Genomic DNA, 21,665 nt, shown 5'->3' on the forward strand with positions numbered 1-21,665 from the left:
GGCAGTCTAGCCGCACCCACCGATCGACTAACACTGTTAGGGAGTGTGATGATGAAGCCGCCTGCCCCGCACAAGGGGCTCGTGCTCGCCACGCTGTGCGCCACGATGTTCATGGCGATGCTCGACAACGTCATCGTCAACAACGCGTTGCCCCGCATCGGTCAGCAACTGCACTCCGGCGTCAACGGACTTCAGTGGGTGGTGGAGGGCTACAGCCTGGTCTACGCGGCCCTGCTGCTCACCGGCGGCACCCTCGGCGACCGGTACGGCCGCAGGCGGACCTTCCTCACCGGCCTGGCCGTCTTCACCGCGGGCTCGGCGGCTGCGGCACTGTCCGGCTCGACCGGCACGCTGATCGGCGCCCGGATGCTCCAGGGCCTCGGCGCGGCACTGCTCACGCCGGGCAGCCTGTCCATCCTGCGTCACGTCTTCACGGACGAGAAGGAGCGGGCCAGGGCCGTCGGCCTCTGGTCGGGCACATCCGCGCTGGGCCTGGCCGTCGGCCCGGTCCTGGGCGGGCCGATGGTGGACGCCTTCGGCTGGGCCAGCATCTTCTGGATCAACGTCCCCATCGGGGTGGCGGGGCTACTGCTCGCGACCCGGGTGCTCCCCGAGTTCGCGACCCGTGCCAAGCGGCTGGACCTGCCGGGCCAGGCGCTCGCCGCACTGGGCTTCGGCGCACTGGTCTACGCACTCATCGAGGGGCCCACCCGCGGCTGGACCGATACCCGGGTGCTCGCCCTCGCGGCCGTGGCGACGCTGGCCCTGCCCGCCTTCGTCGCGGTCGAGGCCCGCAGCGCCGACCCCATGCTCGACCTGAACTTCTTCCGGGACCTGCCGCTCACCGGCGCCGCGGTGAGCGGCTTCATGACCAGCTTCGGCATGTTCGGAGCCGCGTTCTTCCTGCCGCTGCTCATGCAGAACGTGATGGGCTGGTCCCCGTCGGACGCGGGCCTGGCGGGCCTGCCGATGACCGCGATGATCGTCGTCGCCGCGCCGCTGTCGAGCGCGCTCACCTCACGCCACGGCCCCCGCCTCCCGTTGGTCACCGGCCTGGCCCTGTGCGCCACCGCACTCGGCGCCCTCTCGCTCTACGGGGCGGACGCCCGCTACCCGCAGTACGTCTGGGTGCTGCTCACCATGGGCCTCGGCATGGGGATGACCTTCACCCCCGCGTCCATCACGGTCATGCAGCGCGTCGGCCCGGCGCGGGCCGGCATGGCCTCCGCAACCCTCAATACCCTGCGCGAGATCGGCGGTGTCATCGGCGTCGCCGCCCTGGGGGCCGTCCGCAGCAACCGCCTCACCGCCACCCTGACCGAGTCCCTTCACCGGCTCGGCGTGCCCGCCGAACTCGGCCGCCACCTGCCGGGCGCGGCCCCGGACGGCGCCACCGCTTTGCCCGCCCCCGTCCAGGACGCCGTGAACGCCGCCTTCGTCGACGCCCTGCACCTGGCGCTGCGCTGCGGCAGCGCCGCGATGGCGGCCTCGGCGCTCCTCGTCGCGCTGCTCCTGCGCCCCCGACGAGGCGTCGCCCCGGCGTCCGCCGCCCACCAGCCGGCCTCGCGGCCGGAAGCGGCGCATCCGTAGGAGAAGGAACGCCCACCGCCGACGGGTCCGGCACCGGACCCGGGCGGCCACGGACCCGGAACCCGGCCGGCTCCGAGTCCGTGGCGGACCCCTGCGGTGAGGGGGTCCCCCCTGGCACAGGTGCCGGGTCAGAGCGCTTCGCCGAGGACCGCGCGGATGAGTTCGCGCTGGTCGCCGGTCAGGCCCGTCTCGTCGAGGACGAGTTCCTGGTCGTCGACCGTGATCCGGTAGTGGAAGCCGTCCGCCACGGATGGCAGGACGCGCCGCGCGAGGTCCTCCCATTCCGCGGCGTCCCGCCGGGCGGACGTGTCGACCTTCCGCACCTTGTCCACGCCGGTGAAGCCTCCCGAGCGACTGACAGTGATCAACATGGTCGTTCTCCTTCGGAAGCCGGATCCTCCCTCGACGGACCGCGCACCGCCCGCCCTGTCAGGACACGGACACGGACACGAGCACGACCCCGCGAGGCTCTGTACGCGCCTGCCCCTGATCCGGCGGTCATCCCCACCGGGAACCCGAACGGCTCGATTTCAACGTTGTCCGGCCGACGGGCGGCAGGCCGAGAAGGCCCGGGTCCGCTGCGGTGGGCGCCCCGCTCGACTTGGCGCGGGGCCGTGGTGAGGCCGCGCGCGGACCGGTCCGTGTTCCCGCGGTTGCTCCGGAAAGCCCCGGATGCTCTCACCGGCTCCGGGTAGACGGACCCCATGACGCGTGTACGACGGCAGGGACGAGGCACCGGTGATGACGGTCAGGGCAGTGGGCTGGGCACGTTCGTGTCCGGTGGCGGAGGGAGTCCGGGCGGCGCGGCAGTGGACCGCCGTGCACCTGGCGTCCCTGCCGTGGAGCCGTTCGGCGGCCGATACCGCGCACGACGTGCTGGTCTGTGTCTCCGAGCTCGTCACCAACGCGCACCTGCACGCGGCCGGCACCGCGCATCTGGTGCTGACCTGGGACGGCTCCTGCTTGCACGTGAGCGTCTCCGACGCCGACCCGCGGCTCCCCCGCCCCCGAGGCCCCGACACCGACCAGGGGGCCACGTCCGGTCGCGGGCTGGGGATCGTCAGCGCACTGGCCGATTCCCTGGACGTTCACGCGAGCCACGGCGGCAAGGCGATCACCGCGTGCTTCCGGCCCTCCGGAGGACGGAACCCGCACGCGGCCGGTCCGTGGTCCGGCTGACGGGGGCGCTCACGCCGCCAGGGCCTCCTCGACGCTCGCGTGGACGGAGAGGACGGTGTCGACACCGGTCAAGGCGAAGAGCCGCCGCAGCTGCTCGCCGGGGGCGGCGATGCGCAGGGCCGTGAGCTGGTGCAGCCGCAGCAGCAGGTTGAGGAAGGAGGAGTCCCCGAAGGTGATGGAGCTCGCGTCCAGGACCACGAGCGGGTACCGGCCCGCGGCGGAGGTCAGTGCCTCCTCCAGTGGGGCCAGCGTGTCCTGGTCCAGTTCCCCGCGGGCCGCCAGCACCCACCCGGCGCCCGTCGAGTAGCCGTCCCCGACCACACCTGGCTGGAACGCGTCCCTTGCTCCGGTCATGTTCGCCTCCTCGGATCGCCGCCCGCAACGTCGTCGTCAAGGGAGTATGCCCGGCCGCTCAGTCGACGGAGCCACCCCGGGTGCGGCGCGGCCCTTCGGACGCACGGCTCGACCCGGGTGACGAACCGCTGCCCGCCGATGTGTGTAGGACCGCAAACCCGGGGCAGAAGCGCTCGGGCAACCGTCAGTCAATCGGGAGGGAGCGGCCACCATGTCTCGCTCGGCCACCGTCACAGGACCCATTCGTTCCACAAACGCGCAGGCCCCTGCTTGCGACCGGGGCACCGCGGGAGCGCCAACGCAGGACGTGGACCAGTTCCAGGTGGAGAACGCCCGCGAGATGGCGCCGGGCGACGCCCGCGAGCTTTCGCGGCACTTCTTCGCGAGGTTGCGCACCCTGGAGGAGGGGACGCGCGAGTACCAGTACACGCGCAACACCCTGATCGAGATGAACGTCTCCCTCGTGCAGTTCGCGGCGCGGCGCTTCCGCGCCCGGGTGCTCGGCGGAGGCCTCGACATGGACGACGTCATCCAGGTCGGAACGATCGGCCTCATCAAGGCAATCGACCGCTACGACCTGGACCGGGAGGTCGAGTTCTCCACGCTCGCCCTGCCCTACATCATCGGTGAGATCAAGCGGCACTTCCGTGACACCACCTGGGCCGTGCACGTACCGCGTCGCCTGCAGGAACTGCGCACGGAGCTCGCCAAGGCCCAGGAGGCCCTGAGCGATGTGCTGGGCAGGGCGCCGACGGTCAAGGAGATCGCCCTCCACCTGGAGCTGTCCGAGGAGGAGGTCATCGACGGGCTCGTGGCCGCGAACGGCTACACGAGCGGTTCGCTCGACACCGCCGTCGCGGAGGGCGATTCGGCGTCCTCGGCGAGCCGCACGACGCGGCCGATCGCGGAGCGCTTCGGCGAGGTCGACCCCGCCATGGAGCTGTTCGAGGAGTTCCACACCCTGGCCCCGCTGCTGGAGGAGCTGGAGGAGCGCGACCGCTGCATCCTGCGGATGCGCTTCGGCCAGGAGAAGACCCAGGCCGAGATCGGCGCCGATCTGGGCATCTCCCAGATGCAGGTGTCGCGCATCCTGTCCCGGACCCTGGCACGGCTCCGCGCCGGCATGCTCACGGAGTAGGACCGGACGATGACCGCCCCTCACCGGCACGCCCCCTCCGCGTCCCCCGTCGGCCCGCCGGCGCGCCCAAACGGCGGCGCGGAGGCGGACGACGCCACGGACGCGGGCGTGCGGTGCGGGCGGGGGCGCACGGGAACGGATCCGGCGACGGCTCTGACCTCCCGGCCCCTGCGGGACCGCCCCGGCGCCCGCCTGACCGGCAGCTGCGACCTGGATTCCCGGCAGGCCCTGCGCGAAGCGCTCGGCGTGGTGACCGGGATTCCCGGCCCCGTCGTCCACCTGGATCTCTCCGCTGTGGTGTTCCTCGACGCGGCCGCGGTCGCCGCCCTGCTGAAGGCGGCGTCAGAACTCACCGGGCAAGGGCGGCGACTGCTGCTCCACGACCCGCCATACTCACTTCGCAAGGTCGTGGAGATGTTCCCGGACGAATGCGCCGCGCTGGAGGTCGCAGCATGACCACTGTTCCTGCGCCCGCCGAGCCCGGGGCCTTCGTCCACCCCGCCCTCTTCTACCAGGACCTCCCCGGGTACGTGACCGGGGTGGGCCGTTTCGTACGGGGCGCCCTGTCCGCGGACGAGCCGGTGCTCGTGGCCGTGCCGGGCCCACACCTGGACCCCCTGCGCGAGAGCCTCGGCGGCAGCGCGGCGCAGGTCACCTGGACCGACATGACCGAACTGGGCCGCAATCCCGGACGCATCCTGTCCGCCCTGCAGGATTTCGCCGACCGGAACACGGGCCGGGCGGCGCGGATCGTCGGCGAGCCGATCTGGCCCGGCCGCTCCACCGCCGAGGTAGTGGAGGCCACGCGCCACGAGGCCCTCATCAACACGGCCTTCGCCGGCCGGGCAGCGACCATCCTGTGCCCCTACGACGTACGGGGCCTGGCACCCGCGGTGCTGGCCGACGCCCGGCGCACGCACCCCACGCTGATCGAAGAAGGCCGGGACCTGCCGAGCCCCGCCTACACCGACGCGTCGAGGGTGACGGCGGACTGCGATCGCCCCCTGCTCGAACCCGACGGCGACGTACCCCGGCTCGGCTACACCCACGGAGGGCTGGCCGAGGTCCGCGAGTTCGCCGAGAGGTGGGCCGGCTCAACGGCCCTCGCCCCGGCTCGGCGCGGCGATCTCGTCCTGGCGGTCAGCGAGGCGGCGGCCAATTCCCTCTCCCACGGTGGCGGGAAGGGAACCCTGCGTCTGTGGACCACGGCCGGTGCCCGGGCTGAAGTCGTCGTCGAGATCCGCGACGGCGGCCGTCTGGCCGACCCCCTGGCGGGGCGCCGCCGACCCTCCCTCGCATCGGCCAACGGCGGCCGCGGCCTGTGGATGATCCATCAGCTCTGCGATCTGGTCGAGGTCCGCGCCACGGACAGCGGCTTCACGCTGCGCCTCCACATGTCAACGGTCTGAGAGCGGCGGTCGCCTAGACTGTCACGGGCGGGCCCGAGCGTCCCCGGGTCGCCGGCGGGCGTACGGGGCGGCCTGCATTCGACCCTGAGACGGCCGGGCCGGGCCCGGAGCAGAGACCAGTGCCAATATGGGGGTGAGAGACCTCGGTGGAGACCATCGGACCCATCGGACCGGAGACGGGTGGTCCGCTGAGCGCCGGCCCTCCCGCCAGAGGTCAGCGCCGCAGGCTCGCCCTCGCGGGAGTGCACGGCGCCGTGGCCAAAGGGCGCGACTTCACGCGTGAGGCCCTGCGGGACTGGGGCTGGGACGGGACCGAGACCTCCGAGGACACCCTGCTCCTCGTGTCCGAGCTGCTGACCAACGCGTCCCTGCACGCGGACGGCTGTCACGAGCTCGTCCTGACGTCCGGGGAGTCCCTGCGGATCGAGGTGTACGACGGTACGACGACGCTGCCCCGGCGACACCCGTCCCCGCAGCGCGGTATCCCCGGCGGCCACGGCCTGTACATCGTGGAGCGCCTGTCCGATCGCTGGGGCTCGCTCGCCCACGCTCACGGGAAGGCCGTGTGGGCGGAGATCGAAGCCGCCCGACTGGTGTCCGGCAGGTCGACCGGTCGTTGACCCGGGGCGGCCCGGGCGGGTGCGTTCCGGTGTTGCGTCCGGCGCCGTTCGCACGGCCTGCCCCGCATCCGGGGCAGGCCCGTTCCTGGCACCGTCACCCGGCGACGCCGACTGCGGCTGGATCCTCCCGGACGGCAGCGAGGACGAACGCGTGTCCCGCCGGGTCGCTGAACCGGCGCAGGGTCGTACGGCTGTCCAGCCGACTGCCGTCCTCCTCGGCCGACAACGGGCGCGCCCCGAGGCCCACTGCCTCCCGCTCGGCTTCGTCGAAGGAGTCCGCCGCCACCAGGATCCGCAGATGGGCCTGCTGAGAGTCCTCCGGTGCGGGCCAGCTCGGCGGTGAGTGGTTCGGGTCGCGGCGGACCCCGAGGACCACACCGGAGCCGCCGGTGACGAGGAAGAGCTCCCCGTCACCGGTCGCCGGACCGGACGCGGCTCCGAGCAGTTCGGCGTAGAACCGGGCCAGGGCCTCGGGCTCGGCGCAGTCCAGGACGAGGACACTTGTCTTGAGTACGGTCATGACCCGCGTGTACCCCGCGCGTTCGTCCGTACCCACACCGTACGGGCCCTGCCCGTCGGGAAGTCCGTTCACCGGCTCAGGCCGGGCTCCGTGCCGTCCGTCCCGGCGGAGCCGTGGCGCCCGGCCGGCGCATGGGGATCCCGAGTGGGGGTAGCCGCGCCTTCGGATGTCCGACGGCGGCCCGCGCCACGGGGTGGGGGCCGCCGACCACACGGAAGGAGCGCACATGTCGCACGTCGAGGAGTACGTCGAGGTCAACGTCCCCGTACGCACGGCCTACAACCAGTGGACGCAGTTCGAGGAGTTCCCCGCCTTCATGGAGGGGGTCCAGCGCATCGAGCAGCGCACGGACACGCTGACCCACTGGGTGACGAACGTGAACGGTGTGCAGCGGGAGTTCGACGCGCAGATCACCGAGCAGCTCCCGGACCGGCGCGTCGCGTGGATGACGGTCGACGGCGAGGCCCGGCAGGCCGGACTCGTCACCTTCCAGCCGATCGACGCGACCACCACGAAGGTCGTCCTCTACATGAACTGGGCCCCTGACGGTCTGGCCGAGGTGGCCGCCGACAAGCTCGGCTTCGTCAAGCGTCAGGTCGCGGGTGATCTCAAGCGGTTCAAGCTCTTCATCGAGTCGCGGGGGGTCGCCACGGGCGCCTGGCGCGGCGAGATCTGACGGCGATGGGGACCGGGGTCGCACGCAAGGGCACCCGCACCGCCTCCCGGGGCGGCCGGGGCCGAGAAATCGCGGCGCGCTGCGGGCTGTTGGCGCGCGGGGTGCTGTACGTGCTGACGGCATGCTCGCCGTACGCGTCGCCCTGGGCGGCGGCGGTGGGGAGGCCGACCGGCAGGGCGCCCTCCAGGAGCTCTCGGGGAAACCCTTCGGCGGCGTCCTCGTCTGGGCCGTGGGCATCGGGTTCGTGGGCATGACGCTGTGGCGTCTGTCGGAAGCGGTGTTCGGGGCGGCCGGGCCCGAGGGCGACAAGCCCCTGAAACGGCTGTCCTCGGCGGCCCGGTGCGTGTTCTACGCCGTCGTCGCCTTCTCCGTGCTCACGTTATCGGCGGGCGGCGCGCGCTCGGGGGACGAACAGTCGCGCGATGCGACGGCCAAGGCCCTGGAACTGCCCGCCGGCCAATGGCTGGTGGGCGCCGCCGGGCTGGGGATCGCCGTGGCGGGGGTGGTCATCGCCGTGCGGGCGGCACGGTACGCCTTCCGCAAGCATCTCGCCATGGGCGGGGCTCCGGCACGGTGGCGCAAAGCCGTCGACTTCCTCGGAGTGAGCGGCGGACTGGCCCGGGGGACGGTGGGCACCGCGGCCGGCGGCTTCGTCGTCTACGCGGCGCTGCGCTACGACCCCTCACAGGCGAAGGGGCTCGACGACACCCTGAGGTCGTTCACCCGTACCGGGGCCGGGCCGTGGCTGCTGGTGGCGGTCGCCCTGGGGTTGATGCTCTTCGGGGTGTTCTCCTGGGCGATGGCCCGCTGGCGCGAGGTCTGATCCCGGCAGGACGGACGGCCGGGGCGGCAGCGCTCCGGTCTTCAAGGGGGTTCCCCGCCTAAGGGAAGCCCGAATTCCACGGTTTCTCGGCCAACTTGCCCACGCGCCCCCGCGCGCCCCCCGCAGTGACGTTCCATCGCCCGAGTACGGGGGCAGCCGCGTGGTGCCGTTGGTTTCGTCTACCGAGGGAGACCACCATGACGAAGGTCCTCGTACTGCACAGCGTCAGCCTGGTCCGGTCGGCAATCGCCGCGCTGCTGAGATCGGAAGGGCGCTTCGAGGTCACGTCGGCGGCCTGGCGCACCGCGGTGCGCCAGGCCGAGTCCTTACGACCGGACGTGACGGTCGTCGACGTCGACTGTCCGGGTACCGCGGCCGCTCTGGCCGACGGCGGACGCGCGAACCGTCAGGTCCTCGCGTCACCGTCCGCGGTACTGGTCCTTGCGTCGGCCGGCGCCCCCGGTTCGCTGCACCGCGCCTTCGGGGCCGGGGCGCGCGGCTACGTGGACAAGGACGGCTCGCCGGGGCGGCTCGTCCGGGCCGTCCGCAAGCTCGCCGCCGGGGAGCGGTTCATCGACGCCTCGCTGGCGTCCGCCTTCATGGAGGCCGACCCCGTGCCGCTGAGCTCGCGCGAACTCAGCGTGCTCGCCAGGGCAGCGGAGGGCGATTCCATCGCCGAGATCGCCCGTACGCTCCACCTCGCGAGCGGGACGGTGCGCAACTACATCGCGGCGGCGACCCGCAAGACCGGCGGGCGCAACCTCATCGACGCGATCCGGATATCCCAGGGGGCGGGCTGGGTCTGATCCCGACCCCGGAGCCCCCGGTCGGCGGGCGCGTCATCCGTCCGCGGTCCGGGTCCAGCTGCCCACCAGATCGCGGTAGAGGGGCGAGAGGGCCGGGAGTTGCGCGTGCGTGCCGCTCACGGCCCGGGTTCCGTCGAGGACGAGGACCCGGTCGGCGCGGGCCGCGGACGAGACGCGGTGGGCCACGACGACCAGGGTGCCGGGACGCTCCGCGAGGGCCCGCTCGGCGCGCTCCTCCGTACGGGGATCCAGGTGGCAGGTGGCCTCGTCGAGCAGTAGCAGCGGAGCCGGCGAGAGGTAGGCGGCGGCGAGCGCGAGGTGCTGACACTCCCCCCGGGACAGCAGCCGGGGGGACACCTCCGCGTCCAGGCCGCCCAGCCGCTCGACGAGGTCTTCGAGCCCGAGGACGCCGACGGCGCGCCGCAGTGCGGCGTCCCCGGGCACCGAGCCGTCGGGGCCGGCGGACAGGTGGGTCAGGTTCTCCCGCACGGTGCCGGTGAACACGTAGGCCTGCTGCGGCAGCAGGGTCCGCCGCGGGTCCGGTCCCGCGGCGGACCGTTCCCGGCGGGCGGTCGCGCCCGCGACGAGGACCGTGCCCGCATCCGGCGACAGCGTCCCGGCCAGCAGTGCGGTGAGCGTGGACTTGCCGATGCCGCTCGGCCCGACCACCGCGAGGTGCTCCCCCGGCCGCACCACCAGGTCGAGGGCGTCGAGCACGGGCACCGCGCCTGGCCCGTAGGCGAAGGTGACGCCCCGGAGCTCGGCCGCGGCGCCCTGCGACGAGCCCGCGGGGGCCGGCAGCGCCGGCTTCGGCACGGGGCGGACGGGCCGGACCGGTGGCAGCGGCTCGCAGAAGCGCTCGAGGACCACCAGCAGCCGGGTCCCCGCCGAACCCAGTGCCGTCATGAGGGAGTTGAGGGCGGGCAGCAGGGCCTGCACCACGTACGTGAGGCCGCCGGCCAGCGTACCGGCGGTGACCCCGCGCCCCAGCAGCCAGGGCGCCGCCGCGAGCAGGGCGATCACCGGGAGCCGGCCGGCCGTGCCCAGGGCCAGGGTGCGCAGGGCGGCCCAGTGCCCGAGCGTGCGCGCCAGCCGCTCCTGGTCGGCGATCAGCGGCTCCACCCGCGCCCCGGCCGCGGCCTGTCCGCCGCAGGCCACGATGTCGCGCAGCCCCTCCCCCAGCACGCCCACCCGGTCCGCGAGCGCCTCGTCGGTGTCGAGGGACCGGCGTTGTACGGACGCCATGGGGCGCAGCGTGGCCAGGAAGCCGGCCGCGCCCAGCAGCAGGGGCGGCAGCACGATCAGCAGGAGCACCGGGTCCAGGGCCGCCAGCCCCAGGAAGGCGCCCACGGCGGTGAAGACGAACGAGCGCGCGGTGAGGACCAGTCCCGCGAAGGAGTCCCGCGCCATCTCCGTCTGTTGGGTCAGCCGGGACACCGCTCCCGTGTCGGGGGCGCGCGCGGGGTCGGCGACCGCGCGGTCCAGGGCCTGGCGCACCGCCCGCCGGACCAGGCCGTCGCGCAGCGGCTCCACGAGGTCCGCGAGTGCGGCGAAGACCCCGCGCAGCGCGAACCCGCTGAGCAGCGCCCCGGCTCCGGCCGCCGCCAGCCAGGCGAGACCGACGGCGGTACGGTCGGCGAGGAAGCCGTCGTCGAGGGCGCGGGCCACGCCGTATCCGCCGAGGAAGGTGTGCGCGGACTCCAGGAGCGACCAGGCCCCCAGCCGTCCCAGCGCGGCTTTGCGGCCACGCAGGAACCGCCGGCCCTCGGGCGCCACCCGGCGCCAGGTCTCACCCTCGGTCACGGTGCGACCTCCTGGTTCCGCCGGTTCCCCGTCGGCGTCGCGATCCCGTCCGGCTCCGGGGCGGCGAACACCGCCCGGTAGCCGGGTTCGCTCCGCCACAGCTCGTCGTGGGTGCCGCTCGCCCGTACGCGTCCCTCGTCCAGCCATACGACGAAGTCGGCGCGGGCGGCGGAGGAGAGGCGGTGGGCGACCACGATCCGGGTACCGGGCCGGACCTCACGGGCGAGCGCCCGCTCCACCTCCCGGGCCGTGACGGTGTCCAGGCTGGAGGTGGCGTCGTCCAGCACGAGGAGCCGGCCCGCGCGGGCGAACGCCCGCGCCAATCCGAGGCGTTGGACCTCGCCGCCGGACATCGGGGCGTCGGCCAGGCGCGTGGCGTAGCCGTGCGGGAGGCGGCGTACGAAGGGGTCCGCGCGGGCGGCGCGGGCCGCCGCGCGGACGGCGCCGGGGCACGGGACAGGATCCGGGCCGAACCCGATCGCGTCGCCGAGGGTGTCCCCGAGCAGCACCGGGCGGTCGAAGGCGTACCCGACCTCGCGGCGCAGCGCCTCGGCGGTCAGCTCCCGCAGGGGTACGCCGTCCAGCAGCACCTCGCCCGCGTCGGGATCGGTGAGCCGGCCGGCCACGGCGGCGAACAGGGTCTTGCCGGCGCCGGAGCGGCCCACCAACGCCACCGTTGTGCCTCCGGGCAGGACCAGGCTGATGTCGCGCAGGACCGTCGATCCGTCGCGTACGACGCGGACCGCGCGCAGTTCCAGGGTGCCCGGGCCGCCCTCCGGCAGCTCCGCCCGGCCGTACTCGAAGGGGGGCAGGGCCAGCAGGGCGGCGGTCCGCCGGGCCGCGGCCCGGCCGCGGACCACGGCGGCCAGTCCGCCGGTCACCGCGCCGACCCCGGCCGCGAGAGACGCGTACCGCATGGCGGCGAGGAGTTCCCCGACGCCGAGGGCTCCGGCCGACAGGCGGATGCCGCCGACCGCGAGGACCGCGTACAGGAGCATCGGCATCAGGGCCGAGGACCGGGCGATCGTGCCGCCGTAGACCTGCCACATGCGCCGCCCCTCGGTGTCGAGTTCGGGCAACTGGGCGAGGATTCGGGAGCGTTCGCGTTCCGCGGTGCCGGCGGCGGCGATCGTGCGCGCCCCGGCCAGTGCCTCGACGAGGCGGCCGGCGGTCGCGAGCTGCACCTGCTGGTAGCGGGCGACGCTGGTGAGGGTGGAGCGGGTGAAGGCCCGCAGCAGGAGCAGCAGCAGCGGGACGCCCATGAGGAAGGCCAGGGCCGTCCACAGGTCGATGAGGAGGAGCGCGGCCAGCGCGCCCAGCGGCGGCAGCAGGGCCGCGAGGGCGTGCGCGACGGCCGCCGGGACCTTCCCGGCCTCGGTGGCGTGCGCGGTCAGCCGCGCGGCGCTCTCGCCGGGCGCGTGGTGGGCCGCGTGGTGTGGAAACGTCCCCAGCAGCCGGGCGAGCCCGAGGCGGCGCAGCCGTGCGGTGGAGCGGCCGTCCACCTCGCCGGTGAGCCGGGCGGCGACGGCGTCCAGCAGCACTTCGGCCGCGATGACCGCGGCGCACAGCAGCGTCCAGGTGGGGCCCGCCGGGGCCCGGCGGAGCAGGAGGTCGAGGGTGTGGCCGAGGACGGCGGGCTCGGCGAGCGCCGCCGCGGCGGCCGCCAGCGCGCATCCGAGGACGGCGACGGTGCGCCCGGCGCTGTGCCGGGCCACTGCCACGAGCACCCGGTCGGCGCCGTCGGCGCCGTCGGGCGCCCGTTCAGGGTCGGCCGCCGCGTCGGAGGGGCTCATCGTCGGATGCCTCCAGTGATGTGGTGCGGGCCCGGGCGGTGATCCGCCCGGGCCCGGAGTGACCTGGTCAGTTACAGGTCGTGATGCTCAGACTGCTGTCCCCGCAGAGCAGCAGGCTGGCCCGGCTGCCGCCGCCACCGCCGTGCATCTCCGTGGTCTCTTCCTTCGGGGTTTCCATCGACTGCAGGTCGAGAAGCGTCATGTCCGATCCCTCTTCTTCCGTCGAGTGGTGCCTTGGGTCACGGCCCCGGACGGGGCCGGCTCTGGGGCCGCCGCGCGTTCGCGCAGCGGCGGGAGGAACGGCAGGTGCGCGCGCCCGCCGGGCGCCGCGCTGCCGAGGGCGAGGAGAGCGCCGGCCGTGCCCGTGGAGAGGTCCATGGACAGGCGCATCATCTGCTCGCCGGGGAAGGCCAGATGCCCCTGGTAGGGCACCGCGTGCCGGGCCAGTGCGTCGATCTGGCGGGCGACGGCCCCGGGTCCGGTGCCCGGACCCGGTGTGGTGGTCCGGGCCAGGTGGAGGATCATTCCGGCGGCGCCGCGCATCAGCCCGGGCTGGGCGTAGAAGGTCGCCTGCGCCGCCCGTACTATCTCGAGGCGGGCCTGCTCGAAACGCTCGTCCGGGCCGTGCTCCAGCCAGTCGTCGAGCACCATGCCGATACCGACGCTGCCCTCGCCGAGGTACGGCATCGTGCGCCAGCCCTCGTTCACCTGGAGGGTGCCGAACGCGCTGGTGACGCAGCGGTCGAGGTCGAGGTGGAGCGCCCGGGAGGCCTGGAGCAGCAGTTCCTTGTCGCCGGTGCGCTCGTACAGCCGCAGGAGGAGCAGGGCGGGCCCGGAGTTGCCGTACAGCAGTCCCGCGCGGGCCGGGCGCTGCTCGGGCCGGACGATCAGCTCGGCGCAGCGCAGGGCGGCGGTGCGCAGTGCGCTCTCGCCGGTCGCGGCGGCGAGGGCGTCCAGGGCAAGGCCGATACCGGCGAGGCCGCCGTGCAGGTCGGGGCCCGCGCTCTCCCAGGGCTGGCGCAGCAGTTGGTCGACGAGGTCGAGGGCGCGGTCGTGGTGTCCGAGCCGGTGCAGCGTCCAGGCCGTGCCGGCCAGGCCGTCGTAGAAGCCCAGCGGGGTGCCGGAGAGGGGCTCCAGGGTTCGGTCGAGGAGCCATTCCTCGGCCTCGTGCCAGGGTCCGGCGCCGGTTTCGGCGAGGGCGTGGAGCACGCCGGCGATTCCGTAGCCGAAGCCGATGCCTCCGCCGGCGGTGGCGAACTGGGCGATGTCGCCCGGGACGAGGCGGTCCTCGCGGTCCGGGGTGGCGCTCGCGCGCAACGCCGCGTCCATCGAGGTACGGGCGGCGGGCCAGTCCCGGGGCTCGACGGGCAGGTACGGTCCGGCCTGGGCGGGCGGACGGCCGGCGGGTGTGCCGCGCGGGGCGCCGGAGAGGATCTCCTCGACGGCCTCGTCGAGGAACTGCCTCGGTACGGGGAACTGTTCGGCGGCTACGGCGGCCAGGTGCGCGGCCTTGGCCCGGTCGAGGACGAGCAGGCTGGTCAACGGGAGGAACAGGGCGAGCCGCAGACAGGCGAGGGCGTAGCGGTCGACGGAGAATCCGCGCCGCTCGGCCGGGGCGACGAAGGCCGGGTTGGCCACGGTCTGCCGCAGCCCCTCGTCGATGTGCGCGGCGGCTTCGAAGTCGAGGAGCGAGACGGCGGGTTCGCCGCCCGTCGCGTCCTCGGCCACCATGATGTTGAAGAGGTGGAGGTCGTTGAAGACCACGCCGCGGGCGTGCACGGCGTCCACGGCCTCCGTGACCTTCCGGTGGATGGTCAGGGCCCACTCGGTGTAGGCGGCGAGCTCGGCCGGTGCGGGATCGGCCTCGATCAGCGGGTGGCGGCGGGCGAAGTAGGTGTTGAGCGGTTTGCCCGCGAGGTGTTCCAGTACCAGGAAGTGGTGGTCCGCGACCGTGAACGTGCCGAGGACCGACGGGACGCAGTCGAGACCGGCCAGCCGCTCCAGGGCGGCCCGTTCCCGGTGCAGCCGGGTCACGGCGTCGGCTCCGTCGGCGGCGAGGCCCGCGTACGGCCGGGCCTCCTTGAGGACCACGGACTCTCCGGTGCGGGTGTCCTTGCCGACGTAGACGCCGCCGCCGTTGGAGAAGTGCAGGGCCCGCTCGACCGTGTAGGGGACCCCGGTCAGGGTGAGCGCGGAGCGTGCTTCGAGGTGCGGTTTCAGGAAGCCGGGCAGGTCGAGCCACTCCGGCGGCTGGAAGACCGGTCCGCGGCGGTCAGGTACGAGCCGCCCTTGGGGGGTCTCGATCGCCGGGACCAGCTCGCCGTGCTCGTCGTAGCAGTGCCGCAGGGTGAAGCTGCCGTAGCGCAGATGGACCGGTCCGGCGCTCCAGCGCAGATCGCTGAGGATGTACGGGCCGGCCGCCCCCGCCAGCGCCGTGTCGAGGTCCTCGGCGATCCGTCGGCACTGCTCCTCGTCGGCCGGGTACACGGTGATGAACTTCCCGCTCGCGGCGCGGTCGGCGTACTTGGCGTTGCGCAGGTGCAGCAGGTAGCGGCTCGGGACGAACTTGAAGGCGATCCGCCGGGCGACGCAGTACTCGTACACCGTCGTCAGCGACGACTCGGCGTTGTCGAGCGTGGCCGAGACGTGGATCTTCCAGCCCTGTGCGGGCAGTTCGGCATCGGCGGGACGCAGCGCGAGCCAGTCGCCGCTCCGGTGCGAGCGCCATCCCGGGGGGACGGGGGCGAGGGCGGCGGGATAGCTCTCGCCGGCCCGCCGGTACGGCGCGTCGTAGAACCATCGGTCCGCGTCGCAGAAGGCTGCGTACCCCTTGTTCACTCCTGCTCCCTCGGTCGGTTGCAGGATCGACCGTGTCACGCGCGGCGGAGTCGGCGACAGTCACGGCTGTCACCGACGGGGTGTGCAGTACGCACGAGTAGCGAACCCGGTCCGGGGTGTGGGGAGTCAGGAGTCGCCGGGCTCCGCCTTCATCCGCGGGGACGGGCGGCCGGCTGTCCAGCGGTGCCACCAGTGCCTGCGCCGCGGGTGGACGGCCCGCCCGAGCCGCCGCCCGATCAGCAGGTAGCCGAGCAGGGCACCGGCCGTGTTCAGGATGACGTCGTCGATGTCGAAGACGCGTCCCGTGACGAGGGCGCCCTGGACGAGCTCCACCAGAGTCATCGCGCAGACCGTCAGGGCGGCGACCCGCAGCAGCCCTCGGGCCGGTGGCAGCAGGACGGGCAGGAGCACCCCGAGCGGCAGGCCCAGCAGCAGGTTCCCTCCGAGCTGTCGCGCCGCCTCGATCGCCGTCGCCCTGTTCAGGTAGGCGTCGATCGAATGGCCGGGCCGGACGTTGCTGTGCACGAGGGCCACCGAGGCGGCAGAGGGTTCCAGGGTCAGCCTGGCCAGGACGATGCCGAACAGGACGGTCAGCACGAGGGCAGCCGCCATGGCCAGTGCCCGGACGGCCGGGTGCACCGGCCGGTGTGCCTTCCCGGCGTCCGGGGGCGCCGGGAGGACCAGCTTCCGCACGGCCGGGTGCGTCGGCGGATCCGGCTTCCGCACGGCCGGTGCGACTGGTACGGCCCGTTCCGCGGGTACCGCTCCGCGCCGCAGCGCGTGTGTCCATCTCATGCGGGCGCGCCTACCCCGCGTACGGCCGCGTACGCGGGGGCCGTTGACGACACGTCACCGACCGCGACCGTACTCGGGACCCCGCGGGCGCATGCGCGCCGCCACGTCGGGCACGCGCACGGCATGAGCGACATCCCCCGCGGCACATCGCGCCCAGGCCGCCCTTACACCGTCGTCCTCACGGCGCGCACCCGCGCCGAGCTGCGGCGTACGGCCGTCCACGTCTGGACCGACAACCTCGCCGACCAGGCGGCCGCCCTCACCTACTACGCCGTACTGGCCCTGCTGCCCGCGCTCGTCATCGCGGTCTCCCTCGTGGGGCTGCTCGGAGCGCCGACGAGGGTCCGGCTGATCACCGGCCTCACCTCCTACGCGCCCCCGCAATCGGCGCGGGTTCTGCGCGACGCGCTCGACGGCCTTTCCGCGGACCACTCGGCGGTATGGGCCCTGCTGATCAGCGGGGTGCTGAGCGCCCTGTGGTCGGCGTGCAGCTACCTGGCGGTGTTCCGGCGCGCCCTGCACACCATGCACGGGGTGCACGACCGGCGGCCCCCGCTCCGTGCCGCCCACATCCTGGTGGTCAACGCCGCGGTACTGCTGGTCCTGTTCGTCGTCGGCGCCCTGGGGCTGGTCGTGTCCGGGCCACTGGCCCGGCGGGCCGCCCGGGCCGCCGGCGGGGGCGGGGTCGGCCCGGAGGGCATCGCGCTGCTGCGCTGGCCCGTCCTGCTGGTGGTCGTCACCCTCCTGGTGCTGCTCCTCTTCCGCACCGGCCCGCCCCAGGGCCGGGGCACCCGTCGCGGCCTGCCCGGCGGAGTACTGGCGGCCCTGCTCTGGCTGGCCGCCTCGGGGGGCTTCACCCTGTACACGGAGCTGGACACCTACGGCCGGCTCTACGGCTCACTGGCCGGCATCGTGGTCTTCCTGGTCTGGCTCTGGTTCGCCAACCTGGCCCTGCTCACCGGAGCCCGGTTCAACGCCGAACGCGCACGCAGGCCGGACGCCCGGACCGGGGCCTGAGCCGCGGCGGCCGGGGGCCGGGGCCTTCGGGACCGGGCACCCGGTGGCCAGCCGGGAGGAGTCGATCTCGGCCCAGACGACCTTGCCCGTGCCATGGGAGTAGCAGCCCCACCGGTCGGAGAGCCGCTCCACGATGAGCAGGCCGTGGCCGCGGGGGACGCCCGGCCGCCGTACGGCCCCGGGGCGCGGCAGCGCCGTCACGCCGTCGACCACGTCGATGCGCAGGGTCTCCCCCGAGGTCAGTACGAGTTCTTCGCAGCCGTGCGCGTGCAGGGCCGCGTTGGTCACCAGCTCGGAGACGACGAGCAACGCGTCCTGGGCACTCTCCCGGCCGTCCCACTCCCAGTCCCGCAGGGTCTGGCGGGTGAAGTCACGGCTCTTGCCGACCGCGCCCCGGGCGCTGCTCAGGACGAGTCGGCGCCGCTGGCCCGTGACCGGCCCGCACACGCGCCGAGGATCGCCCTCGGCCGCTCCCTTCGTCATCACTGTCGCCTCACCTCGAGCGTTGACTCACCGTGTTCGTCCGGGGCGGGCGGCTCCCTCCGCGGACCGCCCGGGCCGGCCGTGCGGCGGCCCTCCTTCCCGGCCCCGCGTATGCCCGGCCTGATCGCTCGGACACGTGGAAGCCGCCGTCGGGGTGGACGGTCCGCGCAATCGCTGCGCTGTCCGTGCGCCGGACCGCTTCCCGGGCCGGGATCCTCCGCGGTGGATTCCCGGTCGGGAGGGTTCTAACGTGAAAGCAGCACCTGGAGCGGCCATGCGCGTCACCTCACCCCCGACCCACCCGCCCTGGTCACCGCACACGCCCGCGACGCCCCCCGGCGAACGGCGGGCCGCCGACCGGGAGCGCGCTCGCGGGGGCCTGCCCGAGCGTGCGCCGACGAGATGACCGGGTCCGCAGGGACGCGTCGGCTGTCGCCCGTCGGGCGGATGCGCAGCGCGGCCCGCCGTGCGCGGGCCGGCCGCCGCTGGGTGCACGTCCGGGAGGTCGACCTGTGGCAGCGCTCCCTCGGGTTCGCCGCGCTCGGGTTCCTGACGCTGGTACCCCTGCTCATCGTCGTATCAGCGGCGGACACCCGCGGCGGGCAGGGGTTCGCGCAATGGCTGGGAGACGGGCTCGGCGTATCGCCCGCCGCCAAGGCCGAGATCGAGCGGCTGTTCGCCCTTCCCGGCCAGGCCTGGCGGACCACGACGGCCTTCGGCCTCGCGCTCCTCGCCGTGTTCGGCCTGTCCTTCGGCACGATGCTGCAGAGCGGCTACGAACGGGTCTGGGGCCTGCCTCCGGCCCGCTGGTGGGCCCGCTGGCGTCACGTGCTGTGGCTCGGCGTGCTGGTGGGTGTCCTCTACCTCTCGGCGATCGCCCCGCCGTTGCGGGATTCGCCGGCCCGTGGCTTCGTCACGGTGGCGATCGGAACCCTCTTCTTCTGGTGGTCCCAGCGTCTGTTGCTCGGCGGCCGGGTCCCCTGGACCGCGCTGCTTCCCGGGGCGGCGGCCACCATGCTCGGACTGCTCGGGCTGCGGATCTTCTCCTGGCTCGTCTTCTCACCGCTGATCGCGTCCAGCGCCGTCACCTACGGCCCCTTCGGCACCGTCCTCGTCATCCAGACCTGGCTCGTCGGCATCGGCGTGGTCGTGCTCGGGGGCGCGCTCGCCGGTCGGCTGCTCCACGACGAGCTGCTGCGCCGGACGCCTCCGGTGGAACCCGGGCCGTGAGGCGGGGGCTGTGGCCGCCTTGGACCGCGGCCCGGCGGCCCGACGTGGGAAGGGGCCCGAACTCCACGAGTTCGGGCCCCTTCCCACGTACCAGGAGGTCAGACAATGCGGCCCCCGAACGGGCCGCCGACGGAGTAGTACGTGCCGAGCTCAGCACGGTAGTCGACGTCGGCGAGGTGCTTCTCGCTGTGGAACTCCGGGGCGTTCTTGATCTGTTCCTTGGTCCTGTCGACGTAGACCTTCTCCCGGTCGACGTCGATCTGGATCACCGTGCTCGCCGGGAGCAGGACCTCCTTGCCGAAGATCCACACTCCTGTGTCGACGACCAGGTAGGCGTCACCGACCTCGTAGGAGTGCTTGTCGACCTTGCCGATGTCGCCGTCGGTCGCCTCGACCTCGTAGCCGGTCAGATCGGTACCGGCCAGATGACCGGCGGTCGACTTGTACGTCCACACGTGCTCTGTCACTCGCAAACAACTCCTTCGATCGGCAGGGGACGGCGAGGTCTTCCCTCCCGTTCCTCCCTCCCGGACCCGCCTGCCCCGCCCTCGGAGCTTCATTCACCGGGGTACGTCCGCGCAGCGGGTCCGAGATCCGCCCGGCGCGGTGCGGGGACGCACCGAGCGGCTCGATCCCACGGCTCGCGTACCGGGCAGGGATGGGCCCGTAGGGGTACATCTCCTCGTCGCGCGCAGCCCTAGGATGAGGACCCTGAAAACGTGGGTACAGGTCCTGCCCGGGCCCAGCCCCGAGAAGACCCCTTTCGTGGACGGCAGGCCCGCCCTCGGGGCTGAAACGGCCCGGTCCGCCCCGACCGCGACAGAAAGGAAACCCTTGAATCGGTTCGCCCGGCTCGCAACCCGCGTACTCGCGGTCCCGCTGGGACTCGTATGCCTGGAGCCGGCCGGCGAAGCAGCAGGCGTGCTCCCCGAGTGCTGGCCGCCCGAAACGAGACCCGACCCGGCGGTACTGGAGTGCTGCCGCCGAGTCGCGCAGGACGGGCGACCGCTGTTCCTGTCGCGGGCCGGTGACGGCACCGCGGCCTTCTCGTTCGCGGGCGTGCCTCTGGTCGGGAGCTCCGGCGAGCTCCTCGGCGTCCTCGCCGTCATGGACGACGACCTCCGGGTCTGGAACGAGGACGAGGTACAGGACCTGTCGGACCTGGCGGCCGCGTGCAGCGCCCAGGCCCGGATGCGGGTGCGCTCAGAGATCGGGCGTCAGGCGCGCGAAGCGGCCGAGGACGCGGCCATCGCGGCCGAGGGGGAGGCCACCCGGGTGCACGAGCTGCTCAACCGTTCGGAGCTGCTCCTGCAGGCCTCCGAGGACCTCGCGGACACCCGTGGCCTGGACGACGTACGCCAGCGGGTCGGAGATTTGGTCAGCGGGGACCTCAAGCCCGCCCGGGTCGACCTGCTCCTGGTCCGGCGCGGGACGCTCCACCGCGTCCTGAGTCCCGTGGACGTTGACGTACCCCACGCAAGCGTTCCCGAGCAGTTCGCCCTCGGTTCGGCCTGGCCGGTGGCGCGGGCCGTGCGCGAGAACCGGATGGTCGTGGTCGCCGGGCCGCAGCCGGACGCCTGCACCGCGTCCGACACCGTGTCCGACACCACGGCGAGCCCGGGATTCGACGCCCTGAACCTCCACACCGCCGCCTGCCTGCCCCTGCGCGGCACGCACGGCGTCCTCGGCGCCCTCGTCCTGGGGTGGGACACCCCGCACGAGATCGACCTGGACGAACGGGCGGTGCTGACCACGCTCGCCGGCTACACCGCCCAGGCGGTCGAACGCGCGCTCCACCTCGACGACCGCGTCACCGCGGCCAGCCAGCTCCAGCGGGCCATGCTCACCGACCTCCCCGACGCACCCGGTCTGGAACTGGCCGCCCTGTACCGGCCCGCCGCACGGGACGACATGGTCGGCGGTGACTGGTACGACGCCTACCCACTGCCTCGCATACCGGGCAGCGGTGCCACGGGTGCGCTGGCCCTCACCGTCGGCGACATCACCGGACACGACATGAGGGCCGCCGCCCTCATGGGACAGGTCCGCAGCATGTTGCGCCAGGCGGACCACGACCACCCCGGCGAGGGACCGGAACAGGCCCTCGGCGCCCTGGAGCGGGCCTGTCGGCGCCTGGACCTGCCGGCCAGCGGCACCGCGGTCCACGCCCACATCCGTCCGGAGGCGCACGGTCACTGGCAGCTGAAGTGGAGCAACGCCGGTCATCCCTCCCCCCTCCTGCTCACCCCTGACGGCGCCGTCGAAAGCCTCACCCAGCACGACGTGCTGCTGCACCACGCCCTGCCGCCCCGGCCCCGCAGCTGCGGAAGCCGTTCGCTTCCCCCTGGCAGCACGCTGCTGCTGTACACCGACGGTCTGGTGGAGGAACGGGGCACGGACATGGACGAGAACGTCGAACGGCTCACCCAGGAGCTCGCCGCGGCCCCGCCGGGGATCCGGCTGCACGCGCTGCTGCGCTCTCTCCTGGACTCCATCGGCCCTCAGGAGGCCCAGGACGACACCGTCCTGTTCGCGGTACGCGTCCCCGCGGCCTGAACACCTCCGCGGCCTGAACACCGGTGTCGGACCGG

The 21,665-nt window shown here is 73.6% G+C and carries 21 protein-coding genes and 1 pseudogene; 12 read left to right on the forward strand and 10 right to left on the reverse strand.

Going from position 1 to position 21,665, the window contains the following annotated elements:
- Positions 1-48 precede the first annotated feature (48 nt).
- Positions 49-1,590: an MFS transporter gene (locus tag AC3IYJ_RS01665; protein WP_489399541.1), complete on the forward strand. Its 1,542-nt coding sequence runs from the start codon at positions 49-51 to the stop codon at positions 1,588-1,590.
- 128 nt (positions 1,591-1,718) lie between these two features.
- On the opposite strand, the gene AC3IYJ_RS01670 is transcribed toward AC3IYJ_RS01665, so the two are convergent.
- Positions 1,719-1,961, reverse strand: coding sequence for a protealysin inhibitor emfourin (locus AC3IYJ_RS01670; RefSeq protein ID WP_489399542.1), 243 nt, complete (start codon positions 1,959-1,961; stop codon positions 1,719-1,721).
- A gap of 409 nt (positions 1,962-2,370) precedes the next feature.
- On the opposite strand from AC3IYJ_RS01670, the gene AC3IYJ_RS01675 reads away from it, so the two are divergent.
- Positions 2,371-2,769 carry an ATP-binding protein gene (locus AC3IYJ_RS01675; protein WP_489399543.1) on the forward strand — a complete coding sequence of 133 codons (399 nt, stop codon included), beginning with the start codon at positions 2,371-2,373 and terminating at the stop codon, positions 2,767-2,769.
- A gap of 9 nt (positions 2,770-2,778) precedes the next feature.
- Here the strand turns inward: AC3IYJ_RS01675 and AC3IYJ_RS01680 are convergent, their stop codons facing one another.
- On the reverse strand, positions 2,779-3,123 hold the full coding sequence (locus tag AC3IYJ_RS01680; protein ID WP_489399544.1) for an STAS domain-containing protein: 345 nt from the start codon (positions 3,121-3,123) through the stop codon (positions 2,779-2,781).
- Between the two features lie 211 nt (positions 3,124-3,334).
- Between AC3IYJ_RS01680 and AC3IYJ_RS01685 the strand changes: the two genes are divergently transcribed.
- The 4 genes from AC3IYJ_RS01685 to AC3IYJ_RS01700 all read left to right on the forward strand — a co-directional run bounded on the left by AC3IYJ_RS01685 (position 3,335) and on the right by AC3IYJ_RS01700 (position 6,290).
- Positions 3,335-4,261, forward strand: coding sequence for a SigB/SigF/SigG family RNA polymerase sigma factor (locus tag AC3IYJ_RS01685; RefSeq protein ID WP_489399545.1), 927 nt, complete (start codon positions 3,335-3,337; stop codon positions 4,259-4,261).
- Between the two features lie 9 nt (positions 4,262-4,270).
- The gene (locus AC3IYJ_RS01690; RefSeq protein WP_489399546.1) at positions 4,271-4,717 is read left to right on the forward strand and encodes an STAS domain-containing protein; all 447 of its coding nucleotides are present in this window, start codon (positions 4,271-4,273) and stop codon (positions 4,715-4,717) included.
- Complete coding sequence (locus tag AC3IYJ_RS01695; RefSeq protein WP_489399547.1) at positions 4,714-5,670, forward strand: anti-sigma factor RsbA family regulatory protein; 957 nt, start codon at positions 4,714-4,716, stop codon at positions 5,668-5,670. The genes AC3IYJ_RS01690 and AC3IYJ_RS01695 overlap by 4 nt, the downstream gene beginning before the upstream one ends.
- Positions 5,671-5,816: 146 nt before the next feature.
- On the forward strand, positions 5,817-6,290 hold the full coding sequence (locus tag AC3IYJ_RS01700) for an ATP-binding protein (protein ID WP_489399548.1): 474 nt from the start codon (positions 5,817-5,819) through the stop codon (positions 6,288-6,290).
- Positions 6,291-6,384: 94 nt separating this feature from the next.
- On the opposite strand, the gene AC3IYJ_RS01705 is transcribed toward AC3IYJ_RS01700, so the two are convergent.
- Positions 6,385-6,810, reverse strand: a complete 426-nt coding sequence (locus AC3IYJ_RS01705) for a VOC family protein (protein WP_489399549.1) — start codon at positions 6,808-6,810, stop codon at positions 6,385-6,387.
- Between the two features lie 226 nt (positions 6,811-7,036).
- Here AC3IYJ_RS01705 and AC3IYJ_RS01710 point away from each other — a divergent pair, with 226 nt between their 5' ends.
- The 3 genes and pseudogenes from AC3IYJ_RS01710 (at position 7,037) to AC3IYJ_RS01720 (ending at position 9,115) form a co-directional block, all read left to right on the forward strand.
- Complete coding sequence (locus tag AC3IYJ_RS01710; RefSeq protein ID WP_489399550.1) at positions 7,037-7,486, forward strand: SRPBCC family protein; 450 nt, start codon at positions 7,037-7,039, stop codon at positions 7,484-7,486.
- Positions 7,487-7,491: 5 nt separating this feature from the next.
- Positions 7,492-8,309, forward strand: a pseudogene (locus AC3IYJ_RS01715) (DUF1206 domain-containing protein).
- Between the two features lie 197 nt (positions 8,310-8,506).
- Positions 8,507-9,115 (forward strand): response regulator transcription factor, encoded by a 609-nt coding sequence (locus AC3IYJ_RS01720; protein WP_489399551.1) that lies wholly within the window; start codon positions 8,507-8,509, stop codon positions 9,113-9,115.
- 33 nt (positions 9,116-9,148) lie between these two features.
- Here the strand turns inward: AC3IYJ_RS01720 and AC3IYJ_RS01725 are convergent, their stop codons facing one another.
- From AC3IYJ_RS01725 to AC3IYJ_RS01745, 5 genes are all read right to left on the reverse strand, one after another.
- Positions 9,149-10,918 (reverse strand): ATP-binding cassette domain-containing protein, encoded by a 1,770-nt coding sequence (locus tag AC3IYJ_RS01725; RefSeq protein WP_489399552.1) that lies wholly within the window; start codon positions 10,916-10,918, stop codon positions 9,149-9,151.
- Complete coding sequence (locus tag AC3IYJ_RS01730) at positions 10,915-12,711, reverse strand: ATP-binding cassette domain-containing protein (RefSeq protein WP_489399553.1); 1,797 nt, start codon at positions 12,709-12,711, stop codon at positions 10,915-10,917. Before AC3IYJ_RS01730 ends, AC3IYJ_RS01725 begins: the two co-directional genes overlap by 4 nt.
- A gap of 67 nt (positions 12,712-12,778) precedes the next feature.
- Positions 12,779-12,913: a SapB/AmfS family lanthipeptide gene (locus AC3IYJ_RS01735; RefSeq protein WP_489399554.1), complete on the reverse strand. Its 135-nt coding sequence runs from the start codon at positions 12,911-12,913 to the stop codon at positions 12,779-12,781.
- Positions 12,910-15,549: a class III lanthionine synthetase LanKC gene (gene lanKC, locus AC3IYJ_RS01740; protein ID WP_489399555.1), complete on the reverse strand. Its 2,640-nt coding sequence runs from the start codon at positions 15,547-15,549 to the stop codon at positions 12,910-12,912. The genes AC3IYJ_RS01735 and lanKC overlap by 4 nt, the downstream gene beginning before the upstream one ends.
- Before the next feature lie 126 nt (positions 15,550-15,675).
- Positions 15,676-16,344: a VanZ family protein gene (locus AC3IYJ_RS01745; protein WP_489399556.1), complete on the reverse strand. Its 669-nt coding sequence runs from the start codon at positions 16,342-16,344 to the stop codon at positions 15,676-15,678.
- Positions 16,345-16,467: 123 nt separating this feature from the next.
- Between AC3IYJ_RS01745 and AC3IYJ_RS01750 the strand changes: the two genes are divergently transcribed.
- Entirely contained in the window at positions 16,468-17,361 is an 894-nt protein-coding gene (locus tag AC3IYJ_RS01750; RefSeq protein WP_489399557.1) for a YihY/virulence factor BrkB family protein, read from the forward strand.
- Here AC3IYJ_RS01750 and AC3IYJ_RS01755 read toward each other — a convergent pair.
- Positions 17,242-17,844, reverse strand: a complete 603-nt coding sequence (locus AC3IYJ_RS01755) for an ATP-binding protein (RefSeq protein WP_489399558.1) — start codon at positions 17,842-17,844, stop codon at positions 17,242-17,244. The genes AC3IYJ_RS01750 and AC3IYJ_RS01755 overlap by 120 nt on opposite strands.
- 402 nt (positions 17,845-18,246) lie before the next feature.
- Between AC3IYJ_RS01755 and AC3IYJ_RS01760 the strand changes: the two genes are divergently transcribed.
- Entirely contained in the window at positions 18,247-19,074 is an 828-nt protein-coding gene (locus AC3IYJ_RS01760) for a ribonuclease BN (RefSeq protein WP_489399559.1), read from the forward strand.
- 98 nt (positions 19,075-19,172) lie between these two features.
- On the opposite strand, the gene AC3IYJ_RS01765 is transcribed toward AC3IYJ_RS01760, so the two are convergent.
- Entirely contained in the window at positions 19,173-19,541 is a 369-nt protein-coding gene (locus AC3IYJ_RS01765) for a PRC-barrel domain-containing protein (RefSeq protein ID WP_489399560.1), read from the reverse strand.
- A 367-nt stretch (positions 19,542-19,908) separates the two neighbouring features.
- On the opposite strand from AC3IYJ_RS01765, the gene AC3IYJ_RS01770 reads away from it, so the two are divergent.
- A complete protein-coding gene (locus AC3IYJ_RS01770) occupies positions 19,909-21,630 on the forward strand; it encodes a SpoIIE family protein phosphatase (protein WP_489399561.1) in 1,722 nt (573 codons plus the stop codon).
- Positions 21,631-21,665 lie beyond the last annotated feature (35 nt).

This window comes from Streptomyces sp. GL_140 (assembly GCF_057834465.1).